17 protein-coding genes are annotated in these 18,095 nt (G+C 70.6%); 9 read left to right on the plus strand and 8 right to left on the minus strand.

Translation table 11 applies throughout. The features are described from left to right. Window positions 1-20: 20 nt before the first annotated feature. A complete protein-coding gene (locus ACGFIB_RS12285; RefSeq protein WP_142570234.1) occupies window positions 21-386 on the minus strand; it encodes a YybH family protein in 366 nt (121 codons plus the stop codon). Between the two features lie 95 nt (window positions 387-481). Between ACGFIB_RS12285 and ACGFIB_RS12290 the strand changes: the two genes are divergently transcribed. Both ACGFIB_RS12290 and ACGFIB_RS12295 read left to right on the plus strand, forming a co-directional pair. Further along, complete coding sequence (locus ACGFIB_RS12290) at window positions 482-1,366, plus strand: LysR family transcriptional regulator (protein WP_393371052.1); 885 nt, start codon at window positions 482-484, stop codon at window positions 1,364-1,366. Between the two features lie 82 nt (window positions 1,367-1,448). Next, window positions 1,449-1,892 (plus strand): GNAT family N-acetyltransferase, encoded by a 444-nt coding sequence (locus tag ACGFIB_RS12295; protein WP_357027291.1) that lies wholly within the window; start codon window positions 1,449-1,451, stop codon window positions 1,890-1,892. 100 nt (window positions 1,893-1,992) lie between these two features. Here the strand turns inward: ACGFIB_RS12295 and ACGFIB_RS12300 are convergent, their stop codons facing one another. From ACGFIB_RS12300 to ACGFIB_RS12310, 3 genes are read right to left on the minus strand one after another with little or no spacing between them, the layout of a single operon-like run. After that, window positions 1,993-4,275, minus strand: a complete 2,283-nt coding sequence (locus ACGFIB_RS12300; RefSeq protein WP_393371056.1) for a hypothetical protein — start codon at window positions 4,273-4,275, stop codon at window positions 1,993-1,995. A 37-nt stretch (window positions 4,276-4,312) separates the two neighbouring features. Further along, window positions 4,313-5,251: a carbohydrate kinase family protein gene (locus ACGFIB_RS12305; RefSeq protein ID WP_393371059.1), complete on the minus strand. Its 939-nt coding sequence runs from the start codon at window positions 5,249-5,251 to the stop codon at window positions 4,313-4,315. Further along, entirely contained in the window at window positions 5,248-6,150 is a 903-nt protein-coding gene (locus ACGFIB_RS12310; RefSeq protein ID WP_357256684.1) for a pseudouridine-5'-phosphate glycosidase, read from the minus strand. The genes ACGFIB_RS12305 and ACGFIB_RS12310 overlap by 4 nt, the downstream gene beginning before the upstream one ends. A gap of 384 nt (window positions 6,151-6,534) precedes the next feature. Here ACGFIB_RS12310 and ACGFIB_RS12315 point away from each other — a divergent pair, with 384 nt between their 5' ends. The 3 genes from ACGFIB_RS12315 to ACGFIB_RS12325 all read left to right on the plus strand — a co-directional run bounded on the left by ACGFIB_RS12315 (window position 6,535) and on the right by ACGFIB_RS12325 (window position 9,188). Then, a complete protein-coding gene (locus ACGFIB_RS12315) occupies window positions 6,535-8,070 on the plus strand; it encodes a phytoene desaturase family protein (RefSeq protein WP_357256682.1) in 1,536 nt (511 codons plus the stop codon). A gap of 199 nt (window positions 8,071-8,269) precedes the next feature. Further along, on the plus strand, window positions 8,270-8,506 hold the full coding sequence (locus ACGFIB_RS12320) for a hypothetical protein (RefSeq protein WP_393371063.1): 237 nt from the start codon (window positions 8,270-8,272) through the stop codon (window positions 8,504-8,506). A gap of 238 nt (window positions 8,507-8,744) precedes the next feature. Continuing rightward, the gene (locus tag ACGFIB_RS12325; RefSeq protein WP_393371066.1) at window positions 8,745-9,188 is read left to right on the plus strand and encodes a hypothetical protein; all 444 of its coding nucleotides are present in this window, start codon (window positions 8,745-8,747) and stop codon (window positions 9,186-9,188) included. Between the two features lie 50 nt (window positions 9,189-9,238). Here the strand turns inward: ACGFIB_RS12325 and ACGFIB_RS12330 are convergent, their stop codons facing one another. Both ACGFIB_RS12330 and ACGFIB_RS12335 read right to left on the minus strand, forming a co-directional pair. Continuing rightward, window positions 9,239-9,712, minus strand: coding sequence for an SRPBCC family protein (locus ACGFIB_RS12330; protein ID WP_393371069.1), 474 nt, complete (start codon window positions 9,710-9,712; stop codon window positions 9,239-9,241). A 55-nt stretch (window positions 9,713-9,767) separates the two neighbouring features. After that, window positions 9,768-10,076 carry a hypothetical protein gene (locus ACGFIB_RS12335; RefSeq protein ID WP_393371072.1) on the minus strand — a complete coding sequence of 103 codons (309 nt, stop codon included), beginning with the start codon at window positions 10,074-10,076 and terminating at the stop codon, window positions 9,768-9,770. A gap of 277 nt (window positions 10,077-10,353) precedes the next feature. Here ACGFIB_RS12335 and ACGFIB_RS12340 point away from each other — a divergent pair, with 277 nt between their 5' ends. Then, window positions 10,354-10,896 (plus strand): hypothetical protein, encoded by a 543-nt coding sequence (locus ACGFIB_RS12340; protein ID WP_393371075.1) that lies wholly within the window; start codon window positions 10,354-10,356, stop codon window positions 10,894-10,896. Between the two features lie 367 nt (window positions 10,897-11,263). Here ACGFIB_RS12340 and ACGFIB_RS12345 read toward each other — a convergent pair whose 3' ends face one another. Next, the gene (locus tag ACGFIB_RS12345; RefSeq protein ID WP_393371078.1) at window positions 11,264-11,947 is read right to left on the minus strand and encodes a hypothetical protein; all 684 of its coding nucleotides are present in this window, start codon (window positions 11,945-11,947) and stop codon (window positions 11,264-11,266) included. A gap of 523 nt (window positions 11,948-12,470) precedes the next feature. Beyond that, window positions 12,471-12,887: an HAD family hydrolase gene (locus ACGFIB_RS12350; RefSeq protein WP_393371081.1), complete on the minus strand. Its 417-nt coding sequence runs from the start codon at window positions 12,885-12,887 to the stop codon at window positions 12,471-12,473. Window positions 12,888-13,366: 479 nt separating this feature from the next. On the opposite strand from ACGFIB_RS12350, the gene ACGFIB_RS12355 reads away from it, so the two are divergent. The 3 genes from ACGFIB_RS12355 to ACGFIB_RS12365 all read left to right on the plus strand — a co-directional run bounded on the left by ACGFIB_RS12355 (window position 13,367) and on the right by ACGFIB_RS12365 (window position 18,094). Next, entirely contained in the window at window positions 13,367-14,251 is an 885-nt protein-coding gene (locus tag ACGFIB_RS12355) for a glycosyltransferase family 2 protein (RefSeq protein ID WP_142570264.1), read from the plus strand. A 413-nt stretch (window positions 14,252-14,664) separates the two neighbouring features. Then, on the plus strand, window positions 14,665-16,137 hold the full coding sequence (locus ACGFIB_RS12360; protein ID WP_393371084.1) for an LVIVD repeat-containing protein: 1,473 nt from the start codon (window positions 14,665-14,667) through the stop codon (window positions 16,135-16,137). A gap of 79 nt (window positions 16,138-16,216) precedes the next feature. Next, window positions 16,217-18,094 carry a copper resistance CopC/CopD family protein gene (locus ACGFIB_RS12365; protein WP_393371086.1) on the plus strand — a complete coding sequence of 626 codons (1,878 nt, stop codon included), beginning with the start codon at window positions 16,217-16,219 and terminating at the stop codon, window positions 18,092-18,094. The last annotated feature ends 1 nt before the right edge of the window (window position 18,095 follow it).

Raw genomic sequence — 18,095 nt, forward strand, 5'->3', positions numbered from 1 at the left:
ACGCCCGGCGGGTTTCTGGATCAGCGGGCGGGCGGCTGGAACTCCGGCTGGTCGAGCACCCGCAGCCAGCTCCCGTCAGGCTGGCGCCGTACGACCTGGGCCCGGGCGCCGGCGCCGTCCCCCGGCGGGGTCGAGGTCAGCGCGATGTCGCCGCTGACCAGGGTCGGCAGCGGTTCCTCGGGCTCGAAACGGGGACGGTTCGCCAGCACCTTCTCCCACAGGGCGCGGATCGCCTCGCGGCCGACCGTCACGCCGCCCGGCGGGTAGGCCAGCACCGCGTTCTCCTCGTACAGCGCCGCCACTCCGGCCGCGTCCCCGGCGTTGGACCGCTCGACGAACAGGCGGGTGATGTCCTCCGGCCGCATGGCCTTCTCGTACTCCGGCATGGGTTCCTCCCGAAACTCTCGTACGGCCTCCAGCCTGCCGAGGCGCTCGGCAGAAGTCCAACAGATGAACCGGATGGCAACTAGAATCAGCAGTTATGGAACTGCGCCAGCTGGAGTATTTCGTCGCGGTCGCCGAGGAGCGCAACTTCACCCGCGCCGCCGAGCGGGTGCACATCAGCCAGTCGGGTGTCAGCGCCCAGATCCGGCAGCTCGAACGCGAACTCGGAGCCGAGCTGTTCGACCGGTCCGCGCGGAGCGTCACGCTGACCGTCGCGGGGAAGGCCGCGCTCGACCACGCCCGCGCCGCGCTCGCCGCGGCCGGGGCGCTGGGACAGGCGGTGGGCGAGGTGACCGGCCTCATCCGGGGCCGGCTCACCGTCGGAATGATCGTCGGCTGCACCGTCACGCCGCTGTTCGACGCCCTCGCCGTCTTCCACCGGGCCCATCCGGGGGTCGAGATCTCCCTGCTGGAGGACAACTCCGACCGGCTCGTCGAAGATGTGCGCTCCGGCGCCCTCGACCTGGCGCTCGCCGGGCTCGCCGAGGCCCCGGACGGCCTGGAGACGCTGACGGTCATCAGCGAGCGGCTCGTCGCCGCCGTCCCCGCGGACCACCCCCTCGCGGGCCGGGACGGAATCACCCTGGGCGACCTCGGCTCGCACCCGATCGTCTGCATGCCGTACGGCACCGGCCTGCGCACGGTGTTCGACCGGGCCTGCGCGGCCCGGGGCGTCCAGCCGGTGATCGCGCTGCAGGCCGGGGCGGCCGACGCCGTCGCCGGCCTCGCGGCCCGGGGGCTGGGCGTGGCCGTCCTCAGCGAGTCGATGGCCGCGGCCCACCGCGACCGGCTCACCGCGCTCACCATCGAGGACGCCGGGGCGCCCGCCCTGCTCGCGCTGGTGTGGCGCGGGGGGCAGGGCCCGGCCGTACGCGAGTTCGTGCGGCATGCCCGGCGGTCCTTCGCCGTCACCGCCGGCTGAGAACCGGCTCCCGCCTGCCGCCGGGTTCGCGGGGTGAGCTTGGATTGGACGTATGTGCCCGGACACTCCTAGAGTCCCTTTCATGACGTCTGGTGATCTCCAGCTCAGAAGGGCCGAGAAGACCGACGCGGACGAGATCTTCGCACTCGCCCGTGAGTTCGCGGTGACGTTCCGGCCCGAGCGTGCGCCGTTCGACGCCGCGCTGCCGCAACTCCTGGAGAACGAGGACGCCTTCCTCCTCGTCGCCACGGTCGACGGGACCGTACGCGGCTACCTGCTGGGCTTCACCCACCTCACGCTGTTCGCCAACGGCAGGGTCGCGTGGGTCGAGGAGGCGATGATCGAGGGCGGCTACCGCCGCCACGGCATCGGGCGGCGGCTGCTGGAGGAGTTCGAGACGTGGGCGCGCTCACGGCAGGCCGGATACGTCGCGCTGGCGACCCGGCGGGCCGCCGAGTTCTACGGCGCCCTGGGCTACGAGGTGTCGGCCACCTACTACCGCAAGATGCTCAGACCGAAGATGTGACCTGTGCCCGCGGCCTGAACTGAGGGCGGGGGACCCCGCCCTCGCGGGCTGGACGAGATCCCGCGCGCGCCCCGCCGTAGGCCGCTCGCGCGCGGTGCCGTCAGACGGCCGAGGTGAGCTGGGCGTCCAGGCGGTAGCCGTCCACGGTCACGTAGACCGAGTCGCCGGGCCGCGCGTTCAGCCGCATCAGAACCGGCTGGAGCGAGTCGAACACCGGCTGCCGGTCGCGCCACACCAGCACGACGGCGTTGTCGCCCGGGCCGGTGACCGACAGTAGCGTCCCGGGGCGCATGCCGAGCTGGGCGGCGTACCCCTCGGGGACCGCCACAGGCTCGCCGCGCAGATGGCCGCTGGTGACGTCGATCCGCTGCCAGCGGCGCGGGTCGGAGGCCGGGCTGGACGTCGGGCGGGGGTTCGGCACCAGATGCGGCCGGGGCACGCCCCCCGAGAAGCTGCCGCCCGCCAGGTTCCCGTTCAGATGGCCGCCCGGGTTCCCGTTCGCGGTGCCGTTCGCGGTGCCGTTCAGGTTGCCGCCCGGGTTTCCGTTCGGATTCCCGTTCGGGGTGCCGTTCACGTTGCCGCTCGTGAGCGCGGTGAGCGCGGCGAGCGCGGTGGCGGCGTCGGGCCCGTTGTTGGCCTGCGAGGGGATCGGGATCCCGCCGCGGCCGTGATGGTGCCCGTTCGCGCCCGGCGTACGGCGGGGGAGCGGTGCGGGCTTCGCCGTCGGGTCGGGGCCGTGCCGGGTGGGCAGGGAGCCGGGTTCGGACGGGGAGCCCGGCCGCGGCATGGAGTCCAGCCATGCCTTGGCGGAGTGGGCGCGGATGCCGAGTTGGCCGAGCAGCTCCACGACGTCGGCGTCCGCGGGCTTGCTCGCCAGCAGTTGGCGGGTCTTCTCCCGCAGCCCCGCCAGGTCGCCGACCACGAGCCAGCCGTCCTGCAGGCGGCGGTCGGGCATGAGCGTCACCAGCACCCGCCACAGCGGCGTGTCGAGGGCCGGGACCTCGATGGGGTGGGACGGGTCCGCCGCGATGAGCTGTTCCTGGGTGGCCGCGGCGCCCAGCCACTCGGTGAGCCCGAACAGATGGCCGGTGAGCGGCGCGGAGTCGGGGGAGCGCAGCCACAGCAGCACCCGCTCCTCGGCCGTGCGCTGGGCCTGGGAGAGCAGTTCGCGGTCCACGTTGAGGTTGTGGGCCAGCGTGCGCAGGCTCACCGGCTCGGCGGCGAACAGCCGCTCGGCGGCGACCGCCCTGACGAGCGGGTCCCAGCCGCGGAACAGGCCCTCGACCACCGCGACCATCGGGTGCGCGCTGAGGTCGGTCGGCGGCCGCTCCCGTGCCGCCTCGGGCGCCGGCTGGGCGGGGGCGGCCGCGGGCTGCGAGGGCGAGGTCCCGGACTGCCGGGCGAAGGGCTGGGTGGCGGGTTTGACCGGCCCCGAGACCGGCGCCGGCGCGGCGGGCGACGGTGCCGATGTCGGTGCCGGAGACGGTGCCTGGGCCGGTGTGCCCTGCCCCGGCCGGCCGGGCGCCTGCCCCTGCGGGGCGGGTGCCTGAGCGGCCTGCCCGGGCGGCGGCGTGGCCGGCAGTGCGGACGGCGGCGCGGACGGTGCGGTCGGCCGGGCGAACGGCTGCGAGGTGGTTCCGGGGGCGGCGGCCTGAGGGAACGGCTGTGATGCCGCTCCGGGCGCGGCCTGGGGGAGCGGCTGAGAGGAGGGTCCGGCCTGGGGGAAGGGCTGCGAGGTGGTTCCGGGGGCGGCGGGCTGCGGGAACGGCTGTGATGCCGTCCCGGGCGCCGCCTGGGGGAACGGCCGCGACGTCGTCCCCGGCGCGGCCTGCGGTGCAGGCCCGGAGGCCGGCCCGGCCTGCGCCTGAACCTGTGCCTGTGTCTGTGGCTGGACCTGTGGTTGGGGCGCCGCCTCGCCTCCCGTGAGCGCCGGAGCGGACAGCCCGGACGCCAGCTGGCTTTCCAGGCGGCCGAACACCTCCCGGAACACCGTGGTCAGGAGGACCTCGGGCGAGGCGGGGGCGGCCGGTGCCTGGAGATCGCACGGCGTCAGACGGCGCAGCCGATACCACCCGCCGAGGTGGTTGACCACCGCGCGTACGGGATCGGGCCAGCCGGGCATGGCCGGGTCCACGGTGTGCACCTGGAGCGCCGGGAGCAGGTCGGTGAGGGGCAGGTGATCCCAACGGCCGACGGCGAGGCGGGCGAGCCGCTCGCAGAGCCAGTCAACGCCGGTCGCCCGTATCGCGCGGCCGATCCCGACGGATGCCCACCAGCCGCCGGGCAGGCGCGGGTCGGCCAGCATCTCGGCCACCTGCTGAGGACGGCTCCAGCGCAGGGCCGGGACCAGGTCGCTCAGGCAGATCGTTGACTCGGCGTCCATCGGTATGACCGCACCCTCCCGAGAGTGACGCATGTTGCTAATGGTGCAGCTTACGCCGCAAACCAGCAATTGGTGTCAATAGGGTAAAGTTCCCAGGGTCCGGCCGGGCGCCGACCTGCGCGACCGCCGCCATGCCCGCCTCACACCCCTTGCGGAGGGCTTCCTCGGGGGTGCTCCCGGCCATCGAGGCGACCAGGAACCCCGCGGCGAACGCGTCTCCCGCGCCCGTCGAGTCGACCACATCCACCGGGGGCGCGGCCGCTCTGGCGACTATACGGCCATCGCGGGCCAGCAGGGCACCGCCGGCCCCCAGCTTGACCACCGCCGTGCCGTAGTGGGCGCTGAGCGTGCGGGCCGAGGCCTCGGGATCCGCGGCGTCCGCGAGCAGCAGCGCCTCGTCCAGGTTGGGGATCACGACGCTCGCCGGGGCGGTCTCGCGGAGGAACCGCTCGGTGCCGAAGGCGCGCAGCGGCCCGCAGGAGGCCGGATCGACGCTGATGGGGATATCGCGCTCGGCGGCCTCGCGCATGGCGAGCCGCGCGAGCTCCAGCCCCGGCTCGGCGAACATCGTGTACGCCGACAGGTGCAGGTGCCCGACCCCGTCGAGCAGATCGGGTGTCCAGTCGCCGACTCCGATGTGACCGCTCGCCCCGCGGTTGGTGAGCATGGACCGCTCCCCGGTGGAGTCGACCATGGCGATCACGACGGCCGAGGGCCGTTCCGGGTCGATCCTCAGGTGCGGCCGGACCCCGGCCTTGGCCAGCTGGGCCACGTGCCACTCGCCGGTGTCGTACCCCGCCCGCGCGAGCAGGCGGGTGTCGGCGCCGAGCCGGGCGGCCCAGGAGGCGGTGTTCGCCCCCGAGCCGCCCGGGCGCAACGCGATGTCGGCGGGCGTGTCGGTGCCGGTGGCCGCGGGACCGTCGTGCAGCGCGACGACGTCGGTGACCACGTCGCCGATCACCAGCAGACCGCTCATCCGGCCGCCCAGGCGGCCGCGATCTCCCCGGCCAGGCGGGTGTTGCCGCGTACGGCCGCGAGGTTGGCCTCCAGCGACGCGCCACCCGTGCCCTCGACGAGGTATTCCAGCAGGAACGGGGTGATGGCCTGCCCGGTGACCCCGCGCTCCTCGGCGGCGCGAAGGCCCTCCGCGAGCACCCGGTCGTGCAGGTCGGGGTCGAGCTGGAGATTGGCCGGGAGCGGGTTCGCCACGATCAGCGCGGTGTCCAGCCCGCCTAGCGCGTCCTGCGCCCGCATGATGCCGGCGGCCTCCCGCGGCGTCTCGACGCGCCAGTCAACCGGCTCGCCGGAGCTGTGCAGGTAGAAGCCGGGGAACTCGTCGGTCCGGTAGCCGACGACGGTGACCTGCTTGGTCTCCAGCCGCTGGAGCGTCGCGGGCACGTCGAGGATCGACTTCACGCCGGCGCACACGACCGTGATCCTGGTGCGGCTGAGGGTGTCGATGTCGGCCGACTCGTCCTGCACCGTGGTCCAGCCGCGGTGGACGCCGCCGAGCCCCCCGGTGGCGAACACCCGCACGCCCGCGCGGGCGGCCAGGAACGAGGTGCCCGAGACGGTCGTGGCGCCGCTCAGCCCGAGCGCGGCGGCCGGGGCGAGGTCGCGGAAGCCGAGCTTGCGCAGGCCCTGCTCGGTCGCGATGCGCTCCAGCTCTTCCTTGTCCAGGCCCACCCGGGGGACGCCGTCCAGCACCGCCACCGTCGCCGGCACGGCCCCCGCCTGCCGGACGATGTCCTCCAGTTCGAGAGCGACCTGGAGGTTGCGGGGCTGGGGGAGCCCGTGGGAGATGATGGTGGACTCCAGGGCGACGACCGGACGGCCGGTGGCCAGCGCCTCGGCGACCTCATCGGAAACGCGCATGTCTCTCCTGTTTCCCGCTCACCGTCGGGGCGCTCACATCCGCCTGGGCGTGCCGAAGGTGCGCCATCAGCGCTTCCCTCGTCGCTCGGGGTCGCTTGGGGTCGCTCGTCCCATGCTCCCCGCTCGCTCCTCAGTCCAGCTCGGCGGCGCGCTCCTCCGGATCGCTCGACTACTTTCGTACCAGCGGAAGATTGTCCGCTTCGGCATATTCTGCCCGAGTCTTGCGGGGCATCTTGCGATAAGTTGCGGGCGTCCGCCCAGGCCCGCCCGCCGTCATTCCTCCCGTCACCCCTCCGAGACCCTCCCACGCCCGCCGCCGCGACCCGTGTCCGGCCCGCACACGACTGCGACACCGACGCTACGTACGACCCGGGAGAACGCGCCATGCCACGCTCGCACTACGACGTCGTCATCGCCGGCGCCGGGCACAACGGCCTCGTCGCCGCGGCCTACCTCGCCCGGGCGGGGCGCAGCGTGCTGGTCCTGGAACGCCTCGGCCACGTGGGCGGCCTCGCGGTGTCGGCTCACGCGTTCCCCGGCGTGGACGCGCGGCTGTCGCGCTACTCCTACCTGGTCAGCCTGCTGCCCACGAAGATCGTGAAGGATCTCGGGCTACGTCTCGACCTGCGCCGCCGCCGCTTCGCCTCCTACACCCCGGCCGGCGACACCGGCCTGCTCGTGGACAACGAGGACGCCGCGCGCACCGCCGCGTCCTTCGAGGCGGTGACCGGGGGACGGCACGACCTGGCGGCCTGGGAGCGGTTCTACGGGATGACCGCCCACGTGGCCCGGCAGGTCGCGCCGACGCTGCTCGAACCGCTGCGCGGCCGTACGGCCCTGCGCGAGGTCGTGGGGGACGACGAGGCGTGGCGCGACCTGTTCGAACGGCCGATCGGCGAGGTCGTGGACGAGCGGTTCGCCGACGACACGGTCCGCGGGGTCGTCCTCACCGACGCCCTGATCGGCACCTTCGCCGACACGGCCACGGACCTGCTGGCCAACCGGTGTTTCCTCTACCACGTGATCGGCGACGGCACGGGCGACTGGAACGTCCCGGTCGGAGGCATGGGCGCGGTGACGGCCGAGCTCGCCGAGGCCGCGCGGCGGCACGGCGCCGAGATCCGCACCGGCGCCGAGGTCCTGGCCGTCGACCCGGACACGGGAGAGGTCACGTTCGACGACGGCGCGCAGCACGCGGTGACCGCGGGGAAGGTGCTGGCCAACCTGCCGCCCGCCGTGCTCGCCCGGCTGCTCGGAGAGACGCCCGAGCGACCCGAGGGCGCCCAGCTCAAAATCAACATGGTGCTGTCGCGACTGCCCCGGCTGCGGGACCCCGCCGTGGACCCCGCCGAGGCGTTCAGCGGCACCTTCCACATCAACGAGAGCCGCGACCAGCTCGCCGCGGCGTACGCGCAGGCCGCCGCGGGGAAGGTGCCGGACCTGCCGCCCGCCGAGGTCTACTGCCACTCGCTCACCGACCCCTCGATCCTCGGCCCGCGGCTGCGGGAGGCGGGGGCGCACACGATGACGCTGTTCGGCCTGCACATGCCGGCGCGCCTTTTCACGGACCCGTCGGCAAAGCGGGAGGCGCTGGCCCGCACGCTCGCCTCGATCGATTCCGTGCTCGCCGAGCCCATCGAGGACTGCCTGCTGCGCGCGCCCTCGGGCGAGCCCTGCCTGGAGGCCAAGACCCCCCTCGACCTGGAGCGGGAGGCGGGCCTGCCCGGCGGCCACATCTTCCACCACGACCTGTCCTGGCCGTACGGCGAGGAGGGCGGTCACGGGGCGCGGCCTGCTCAGTGGGGCGTGGAGACGGCGCACGAGCGGGTGCTGCTGTGTGGCGCGGGCGCCCGGCGCGGCGGCGGCGTCAGCGGCATCCCCGGTCACAACGCCGCCATGGCCGTTCTCGGCCGCGCCTGAGGGCCACGCCTGGCCGCGCCTGGCCGCACCTGATGGGGCACGCCTGAGGGCATGTCCCTGCCGCGCGTGGCTCGACGAGAGCGTCAGAACTGGCAGAGCCGCGCCCTCATCGCTCTCGCACGCATCCTGAAACTTCACAGGTGTAGCCGGCATCAGCCGGGACGTCCGGCCGGGCCGCGCGGCGACGTACGGAGACGCGGTGGACCTCGACCTGTTCGATATGCGGCGCCGGGTGTGGGGGCAGCGCGTCGTCGAGAAGTGGCCGGTGCGCTACCGCGAGGCGCTGGAGCCGGGCCACGACTGGCGGAACCGAACTTCGCCCGTGCGGGGACGCGCCGAGTCTGATTTACCGATGTTGTCGGTCCCGGTGGTCCATCGCGGCTCCTTGGTCCGCCGCATCCCAGAGCCAAACCCGGTCGCAGCGGTCGATCAATGAGGGTGCCGTTTCTTGACGGCACCCCGTGTTCCAGCGGTCCATCGCCGCGGCGTACTGCTCGGGGGTCGGCCCGGCGACGGGATGGTCCAGGCCGGTGATCGCGGTGAGGGCCCGCTCGGCGGCCGGGCATGCAACCCGGGGACCGGTCCCGGCCGCCAGCAGCTCGGGCCGCGCCCAGCATCTGTTGATCCCAAGCACCCCGCCGGCGACCCCCTCCAAGTCGCCCCATAATGCCAGCGTGGAACTGCGAATCGATCCGGACAGGAACATCCGAACCGGCGTCTGCGACTGTTGCCAGACCCCCTACGATCGCGTAAACGGGTTCATCAACAACGACGACGGCGCCTATGCGATCTACTACGCATCCTGTTACCACCACAACGGAATCCACGAAGCCTGGATCGACGTCATCATCGACGACGCCTGGGCGCCGGACGAACCCGTCAGCCGCCCTGGCCCAAACCGCGTCACCTTCGGATGTCGCGTCGGTCCCGTCGAAGGGCAGCCCGCCCCAGCCTGCTCTCTGGTGAAAGGCGCCGCGGTCGCACCCGATGAACCGTTCTACGGCCGCAAGCTGACTCGCGAGGAAGCCCTCGCTCATCCCTGGCTATCCGACTATTGGGAGACCATCGATCACATCCTGGAGAACGACACCACAGTCCGCCGGCATCTCTACGGCTAGTGCGGTGACCGCAACGTTCACCGGGTCGGGTGATTACGCGACATGAGTAGCTAATCGTCCCCAGCAGCCCTGCAACGGGTGACCTCGGGGTCAAGAAGCACAAGGCCAGCCAATCGGCGAATGTCGGCGCGGATCGACCGCCGCAGCAACCATCTCAGCGCTGGCTCCAGCAACTTCTCGGAGGTCACGCGCGGGGTGACGCGCACGTGGAAGGTGAAGCGGCACTGGTCCTCGCCGAGCGGCTCGACCAACCTGCCGCCCTCGGCGTCGATCCCCGAGGTGGTGCGCCAGGCAAACGAACGACCCGGCTCAACCTGGATGACCTCGCCGCCGTTGCGATAGGTCCGGCCCACGAACCGCATCACCTCAGCAGTGGTCGTGCCCACCTGGACGATGCCTTCGGGGCGCGGCGCCATCGTCTTGACGCCCTTCCGCCAGTGTGGATCCTGGCCGTAGTCAGCGACGATCGCCCACACCAGCGCGGCCGAGCAGGCGATCTCCCTGTCCTCTCGAAGCTCGATCATCCGGCAATGCTAGAAGGCTGGTCGAGCTACAGCTGAACCCGGTGAACGTTTGCGGTCACCGCACCAGCTGTAGCCGAGGAGCCATAGATAAAGCCTTTGGTGGGGGCGCTCCGGCTCCGGGGTGATCGCCAAGGCCAGCGCATGATTTCTGGCCGTAGGCGGGCTTGATCCGCAACTCACACTCCCCATCGAGATCGGACCACAGCCACTGAAACGAGTCTGTGATCTCAAGCTCACGAGGGTCTGATGCTTCAAACAGCCCCCAGAGATCTTCAACCAACTGGGGCAGCGGTGTCCGGCCCGAGGCGTACAGGTCGAGGCGTTCGACCATGCGGCCGATCAGCGCTCGCTGGTAATCCTCCACGAGGTCACATTCTTGATCGTCATGCAATTAGCGCGCGATCAGCCAGGGTAACTACTCTTTGCGAGCCCTGGATAAAAACCACAACCGACTGCAGGGCGCCAGAATTGAAACATGGTACACGGAATATCGAGTTGGCGAAGGCAACTCTTTCTGGGTGTTCATTCATTGAGCCCTGAAATCTGACGAGAAGGAAGTTCCAAAAAAGGTGACGAGAGGCATCATGCCCGCTCTCGTCACCCTCCCTTCGGACTCCCACGCAACGGAAACCGGATAACTTATGAATCTTTTCCCGGCCGAAAACCAAAAACGTCTTCTGGTGGCGCACGGGCTCGACAGTTGGTTCGGCGCCCAATGGGTCAGCATCAAGGATGGTCGCGAGGTGGCCCAGCGTCTGCACTTTCCGGCGGAGACGATAGAGACCTGCGACTTCCAAACCGCTATGAGGTCATACGATCCTGTGGGCTCTGCGCAGCGGGTTTGGATCACGTCACATGCACCCGGCTGGTCCCATGTCCTTCTCCTCAGTGGCGGGCAGTCGTCGTCCGCGGAGGAGCTCAGCCGCCATGGCCAGCGCGTGTTTGAACTTTCATACGTCGGCGAAATCGAGGAACTTGATGAGCCGATCTACACCCACGACGGCGAGTACAGAAGCATCTTTGACGAGACCGAGTATGAGGCCTATCGGACGAACCTATCAAACGACAACACGATGCCGGTATCGGACCTGGAGCAATTTCTGATCATTATAGGAAGAATCACAGGGCGTTTCCTCGACCAGGACTGGGTTTCATCGCAGGGGCTCTTGTGTGTTATTCCATGATGCTGGCGTAATGACTAGTGAACGGATCCAAGTGGGGCGATTAGGCTGGTAAGAATCGGCCAGTCCAGGCCGGCGACCACTGTGCGCTCCCGCTGGGTGCCCGCCCGCATTGGCCACTTCGGTACTCATGCCACGCCCTTCGTCCTTGCATAGTGGCAAGTTGCGAAAGACCCGTCGGATTTCGTTTCGGCGGGGCTTTCCGGGGGCGAACCCCTGATCGCGGGTGTCCGTGATACTGAGTCAACCCACGGCGCTGCCGTACTGCCATGACCGCGCTGACAGGGACCCTGAGGCGTTCGATGTGCGTTGCGATGCCGTCGTTCGGTTGATTGCGATCGGCGGGGCCTGGCGCACTGACTCCACCAGGTCACGAATCGCAGCCGCCATCTCCTCGAAGCCGACGTCCCTGATGATGATCAGGTCGGAGCACCAGAAGTACCTTCCGCCAAGGGACTCTCCGGTGCGTGTCCTTATCCATGATCTTCTGGACCACATCCAAGGTCATGAAGGTCGCGTATCGCCGGGAGCCGTCGGGAAAGGTGATCGTAGCGTCCACCTGATCGGCCGTGTCCGGCTCATAGCCTTCCCAAGCGGAATGGTCATCTGGAACAGAGGGTCTGCGATCGTGTAGAAGGTCCCATCGAAATTGATCACCGCCCCGCCTCTCTCCGATCCTCTGGTAGACCGTAACAAGATCGAACTGACACGCGGGTGAAGCAAATGCCACCCGACCCCGGGCTCCTCCAGACCGATGCCCAGGGGGGCGCACAATCGAGCTGTGGTTCTCCAGGACTCCCCGCTTCTCAAGGCCGCCCGCCTGTTCCCCGCCAATGTCCGAGCCGAGGAAACCGGCATCGAGGTGGCCGACGTTCTGGAATACCTGAGCGCGGTCATCGGGGCTCCCCTCGGCGATGCTCTCCTGCGCGGCGATCGCCTGGCACAGCTCCGCCAGGTCGTCGGCGTCGACCGTTCGGTGCGCGCCCGCCTCCTCCACGGCCACAGGGAAGGGCCGCTCACGCGTCGCCCACAACCGCCCGGCGTCGCTCCGCATGATCCGCCACCCGGCGAACACCGGAGGGGCGACGGCGACAGCCCTATCGTGTGTCATGGGTCAGGACCACCATCCTGATCAAGGACCCGTCGGCGATGTAGGGCATCGCTGGCGGGTCCGCTTCATGCAGGCGGTAGTTCTGGCATCCCACCTGCATGACCGACTTGGACGATTCCAAGATTGGTACACAATGCGAGCATGCGGTGACACTGAGTGTGTCAGGTGTGGCGCTCTGCAGGACGGTCACCGAGCAGTTCGGGATCTCATAAGGACTGAGGCCGCCGAGGCTTACGTCAACTGCCGGAGACGAAGGCCAGAATGTCGTCTGCCGCATCCCGTAGGTCCGTGAAGTGCCGGTGCGCGCCATCGACCGCGACGGGCACGTTGACGTTCCACACGGTCATCCCGGCCCGGAGTCCGGCCTGTACGCCGGAAGGAGCGTCCTCTACGACAAGACACTGTGCAGGTACGGCGCCGACCCCTCGGCGGCCAGCAGATAGGGGGCAGGGGACGGCTTGCCGTGCTAGACCGCCGCCGCGTCCACAATCACCGCTGGTACGGGCAGCCGGGTGCGGGCGAAGCGTCCGCGAACCCGATGAGCGTAGTTGGAGGTCACCAGCGCCCATGAGCCCGGCGGCAGGCCGTCCAACAGCTCCGATGCGCCGTCGAAAGCCTTGTAGACGCCAGACCGCACGTCCTGGTCCTCCAGCTCGTGCAGCACGGCCAGGCATGCGTGCGGATCCCGGTCCGGCGCGACGACGGCGAAGGTCTCCATCGGGCGCGTCCGCAGCGCGACGCGGTAGACCTCCTCGGGATCCAAGCCGAACCGCATCGCCCACGCTGCCCAGACTCGCCGCTGGTTGTCCAGGGCATCGATCAGAGTGCCGTCAACGTCGAAGAAGACGTATCTCCTGGCCGTCGGAGTTCTCTGAATCGTCACATCACATCATGCCTTGGGTGACGAGTCGGCCGCCGAGGAGACCTGTCCGAGTGGGCAGGACCAGCTGTCGGCGGTCGAGGCAGTCCAGGGCCCGTTCCCAGGGGAAGAGGTGGAGGTGGCGGCTGCCGGTTCCCGGCTCGTGCGGCGGATGGACGTCCGGGCCGAAGAGCACGTCGGCTCCCCAGGACCGGAGCTTGTCGATGTGCTCCTGGAAGGTGGGGTGACGTGGTGTGTCACCGTAAGAGCGCTATCAGACAATCGCCGGCCGCTTCAGAAAGCGCGCTCGGTGTCGTACGGCGTGTCGGCGTGGGGGCGTGGACGCCGAGGTCCGGCGGGGCTGTTGCCGCCCGGACGTCCGCGATCGGCCCCGGATCCGCAGGTGACGACCACTAGGGTGGTGGGTTAACGCGACGGGAACGGCGGATGACCAGATCCCGCTCGCTCCATCAGCGCCGAGCCCGTCCAGGAGACGCGACAGGATGACCAGCCCGAAGGCCACCGTCGACGTGGTGGTGCTCACCATGAACGACCGGCCCGAGCCGTTCGAACGGGCGATGGAATCCCTCCTGGCGCAGCGGGACGTCGATCTGCGTGTGGTCATCGTCGGCAACGGCGTACAGCCTGATCACGTGCCCCCCGGGGTCCGTACGGTGGTCCTGCCCGTCAACGAGGGCATTCCCGCCGGGCGGAACGCCGGCTCTGACGCCCTCGCCGGGGCGGACGCCGGCGAGTTCGTCTTCTTCCTCGACAACGACGCGGTCCTGCCTGCCACCGACACCCTCGCCCGGCTCATCGCCGTCGCCCGCCGTCACCCGGGGGCGGCCTACATCCAGCCGCGCATCGCCGACCCCGGCACCGGGGTCACGCTGCGCCGGTGGGTGCCCCGCCTGCGCGCCGGGACGGCCACCCGGCCGGGCACCATCACCGTCATGGCCGAAGGCGTCGTCCTCATCCGCCGCGCCGACTACGAGGAGGCCGGGGGCTGGCCGGGCCACTTCTTCCTCTTCCACGAGGGCATCGACCTGAGCTGGCGGCTCTGGGACCTCGGACGCACCGGTTACTACGCGCCGGACGTCGTCATCCACCATCCCGCCACCGACCCCGCGAGGCACGCACCCTTCTACCGCCTCGTCGCGCGCAACCGCGTGTGGCTCGCCTACCGCCGGCTGCCCGCCCCGCTCATTCCCGTCTATCTGGCCGTCTGGATCGTGGTCAGCGTCGCCCGGATTCGCTCCCGGGCGAACCTCGCCGTCTGGTTCCGGGGGCTGCGTGAGGGCCTGAAGGGCGGGCACGGGCAGCGCCGTCCCATGTCCTGGGCCACCGTGGCGCGGCTCACCCGCGCGGGGCGCCCCCCGATCGTCTGACCGGCGGGCCCCGCCCTCGGGCCGTCACCCCGCCCCATGGGACGGAGTAGGACGAGCTGTCGAACTCCCCTGCGCTCCGCCCGGGGCCTGACCCGTTCGGCCCCCGGTCCTGGGCTGGGTCGTGGAGCTGCGGCCGTATGCCGCCGCGCAGGGTGAGGGCCGGGCAGGCCGACCCGTCCGTGACGGCGGCGGCGTGGACGTCGAGTCCCGCGACTGCCCTCGTGTAGACAATTTTGATGGAGTGAGCGATACGGTCTGTCCGAAACCAGGGATTTACTGAGTTCCGATAGATACCCTTTTGAAACCTTTGACTACTGACATCCACTCTCGTAGTGATTAGAGTCATTTTGCTGTCGATCTTCGGCGATGCGGCTTACGTCCGCTTCGCTGCCCCTCAAGGAGGGTTTGTGAGAGTGAAACCTCTCGTAGCGGCCGCTGCCGCCCTGTTAACCGCGGCGGCGCTGCAGATCCCCGGAGCCGGCCCGGCGTTCGCCGACCCGCCGCCCCCTCCGGGCCCGTCCGACAACTCCGCCCACGGCGGACCGATCCTGGATGACGTGCACAACGTCCCGACGACCGCCGTCAAGAGCAACGTCACGTTCGTGGACAACGTCAAAGGCGTGAGCGGCTATTCAGGGCTCAACTTCATCGGCTACGACAAGTACGGCTACGACTTCATGTTCGCCAACGGCACCGGCGGCCTCGCCGTCTGGTCGCTGAAGGATCCCGAGCACCCGGCGCTGGTCTCCACCGTCACGGCGGCCCAGCTCCGTCAGCCGGGGGACACCCAGGACAGGTTCTGGGAAGGCGAGAACATGACCGTCGACCCGAAGCGCAAGCTGGTCTTCCTCAGCAGGGACCCGCGGGGCTTCGGCGGCACCGTCTCGACCGGCCAGTCGGGCGTCTACATCGTCGACGTGAAGGACCCTTGGAAGCCGAAGGTCGTCGTCTTCCAGCCGGTCCCGGCCGGACACACGGCCACCTGCATCAACGACTGCTCCTACCTGTGGTCGGTCGGACCGGCCAACACCGGAACCCCGGGCCAGGACCCGTCCTGGAAGGGCGTGCCGATCCGGGTGACCGACATCCGTGACCCCAAGCACCCGAAGACCTTGGACCTGGCGCTCGACCTCGGCCGATTCGACGGCGTCACCGACTACGTGCACAGTGTCGACGTCGACAAGAACGGCGTCGCCTGGGTCTCCGGCGAGGGCGGCGTCCGCGGTTACTGGACCAAGGGCAACCACTACGACCCGGTGCGGAAGACCAAGCGGGTGGCGACGGCGTACGACCCGATCCCGTACGCGGGCGGCACGGCCGTGCCGACCAATCCGCAGGGCACCGACTTCTTCGACTACTTCGACCACAACGCGTACCACAACACCGAGAAGCTCGGCTCCTTCGACAAGGGCGAGCTGGTCTACGTGACCAACGAGAACATCACCACCTGCTCCAAGGCGGGCGAGTTCAAGATCGTCTCGCTGAAGGGCAGCTACGACGGCGAGGGCTGGAAGTCCACGCCGGAGAAGCCGGTCCGGCTCAACCTGGTCAGCCACTGGTCGCCGTGGGGCAAGGAGGGGTCGGCCACCAGCGGCAGCTGCTCCGCCCACTGGTTCACGGTGAACGGCAACATCGTGGCCATCGGCTGGTACGGCCAGGGCACCCGGTTCCTCGACGTGTCCGACCCGGCCAACCCGACCCAGGTCGGCTACTTCCGCGTGCCGTCGGGCACGGACGTGACCGGCGGCTCGGCGTCGGCCGCCTACTGGCACAACGGCCTGGTCTACGTCGCGGACTACAACCGGGGCGTCGACGTGCTGCGGTTCGACGGCAAGCTCGCGGGCGCGCCGGACGACAAGATCTGCTGGAACTCCTGCGACAAGTAACCGTCGGAGCCGGAGCCGGCCCGGGGCGGGAAGTCCCCGCTCGGGCCGGCTTCGCCGCTGATGGGAGGGAAGGTTGACGGTGCGACGCCGACATGTCACGCGGGGGACGACCGCCGCCGTGCCCGCCGCCGTGCCCTGTGCGATGCCGCCCCGGGCCCGGCTGGTCGCGCGGCTCGTGGCGATCGTGTTCCTGGCGGCCGGCGGCCTGGTCGTGGGCCTCTTCTCCGAAACGGCCCCGGCGTACGCGCACGCCTACCTCCAGGAGAGCTCGCCGGTCGACGGCCAGGTGCTGGCCTCGCCCCCGGCCGAGGTCCGGCTCCGCTTCGACGAGGCGGTGAGCCTGGGCGGGCGGTCCATCCAGTTGCTCGATCCCACGGGCAAGGAGCTGGCGATCGGCGCCGGGGAGTACGCGGACGGCAAGACCGACACGGCGCGGGCGAGCCTGCCCCGGGAGCTGGCGGAGGGGACCTACGTGGTGTCCTGGCGGATCACGTCCGTGGACTCGCATGTGGTGTCGGGCGCGTTCAGCTTCAGCGTCGGCCACCCGAGCGCGACGGCCGCCCCGGTGGAGCAGGACACCGACCCCGTGGTCCCCGTCGTCGCCGCGGTCGGCCGCGCCATGGCGTACCTCGGAGTGGCCCTCGCCCTCGGCGGCGGGATGTTCGTGGCCGCGCTCTGGCCCGCCGGCCGCGACGACCGGCGCGGCCGGCGGGTCGTCTGGTCGGGGTTCGCCGCGCTGGCCGCCGGCACCGCCGTGGTGCTGCTCGTCCAGGGGCCGTACGCCGACGGCAGGTCGCTGACCACGGTGTTCGACCCCGGCCTACTGGGCGCGACGCTGTCCACCCGGCTGGGCTACGCGCTGCTGGCCCGGCTGGTGCTCGTGGTCGTCCTCGGCGTGGTCTTCCTGATCGCGGTGGGCCGCCCCTCGCCCGCCGCCGGTCCCGAGCCGGCCGGTCCTATTTCGGCCGGTCCCGAGCCGGCCGGCGCCGCCCGGAGGATCGTGCTGCCCGCGGTCGCCGCCGCCGGCGCCGTCGCCATGACGCTGACCTGGACGCTAGCGGACCACGCGCAGAGCGGAACGCAGATCTGGCTGGCCGTCCCGGCGACCAGCCTGCACCTGCTCGCCATGGCGCTGTGGCTGGGCGGCCTGGTCGCACTTGCGGTCTGCGTGCTCGCCCCGGCCGCCAAGCGGGGCCCCGCGCTGCTTTCTCTGGAGCCCGCGCTCCCCAGGTTCTCTCAGCTCGCGCTGCTCTGCTTCGCGGTGATCGCGGGCACCGGCCTGTACCTGTCATGGCGGCAGGTGGGGACGTGGGGCGCACTCGGCGGAACCGACTTCGGGCGGCTGCTGCTCGGCAAGCTCGCCGTCGTGCTCGGCGTGCTGGCGCTCGCCTCCGGAGCGCGGCGGTTCGTACAGCGGCGCGACCGTGCCCGCCGTGCCGCTGCTGCCCCCGCTGCCCCTGCTGCCCCCCGGGACCCCGGCGCCGCGCTGCGCGGGCTGCGCCGCTCGGTCGCCGGTGAGGTCGTGCTCGGGCTCGTCGTCGTGTCCATCACCGCCGTCCTGGTCGGGACGGCCCCGGCCCGCACCAGCTACGCGCCGCCGGTGGACGCCACGGTCCCGTTCCCCGCCGCCGCGACCGCGTCCGGCCCGTACGGCGGACTGCGCGGCGGGTCGATCCAGGTGAAGATCGAACCGGCGAGACCGGGCGGCAACACGGCCGACATCTACCTGACCGGGCGGGACGGCACGCTGGTCCCGGTGCCCGAGATCTCCGGTGCGCTCGAATCGCGGGACCGCGCCGTACCGGCTCTGCCCGTCACGGTGACGGCAGCCGAACCCGGCCACTACGTCGCGGGCTCGATGTCCATCCCCTACCCCGGGGAGTGGGCGCTGCGGCTGGACATCCGCGTTTCCGACTTCGACGAGACACGCGTACGTGTCCCGTTCACCGCACATTGAA

It is taken from the genome of Microbispora bryophytorum (assembly GCF_043197435.1).
GTDB lineage: Bacteria > Actinomycetota > Actinomycetes > Streptosporangiales > Streptosporangiaceae > Microbispora > Microbispora bryophytorum.

Coding starts and splice junctions, on each gene's coding strand:
- ACGFIB_RS12285 (WP_142570234.1), bottom strand. CDS start 386: ATGCCGGAGTACGAGAAGGCCATGCGGCCGGAGGACATCACCCGCCTG.
- ACGFIB_RS12290 (WP_393371052.1), top strand. CDS start 482: ATGGAACTGCGCCAGCTGGAGTATTTCGTCGCGGTCGCCGAGGAGCGC.
- ACGFIB_RS12295 (WP_357027291.1), top strand. CDS start 1,449: ATGACGTCTGGTGATCTCCAGCTCAGAAGGGCCGAGAAGACCGACGCG.
- ACGFIB_RS12300 (WP_393371056.1), bottom strand. CDS start 4,275: ATGGACGCCGAGTCAACGATCTGCCTGAGCGACCTGGTCCCGGCCCTG.
- ACGFIB_RS12305 (WP_393371059.1), bottom strand. CDS start 5,251: ATGAGCGGTCTGCTGGTGATCGGCGACGTGGTCACCGACGTCGTCGCG.
- ACGFIB_RS12310 (WP_357256684.1), bottom strand. CDS start 6,150: ATGCGCGTTTCCGATGAGGTCGCCGAGGCGCTGGCCACCGGCCGTCCG.
- ACGFIB_RS12315 (WP_357256682.1), top strand. CDS start 6,535: ATGCCACGCTCGCACTACGACGTCGTCATCGCCGGCGCCGGGCACAAC.
- ACGFIB_RS12330 (WP_393371069.1), bottom strand. CDS start 9,712: ATGATCGAGCTTCGAGAGGACAGGGAGATCGCCTGCTCGGCCGCGCTG.
- ACGFIB_RS12340 (WP_393371075.1), top strand. CDS start 10,354: ATGAATCTTTTCCCGGCCGAAAACCAAAAACGTCTTCTGGTGGCGCAC.
- ACGFIB_RS12345 (WP_393371078.1), bottom strand. CDS start 11,947: ATGCGGAGCGACGCCGGGCGGTTGTGGGCGACGCGTGAGCGGCCCTTC.
- ACGFIB_RS12355 (WP_142570264.1), top strand. CDS start 13,367: ATGACCAGCCCGAAGGCCACCGTCGACGTGGTGGTGCTCACCATGAAC.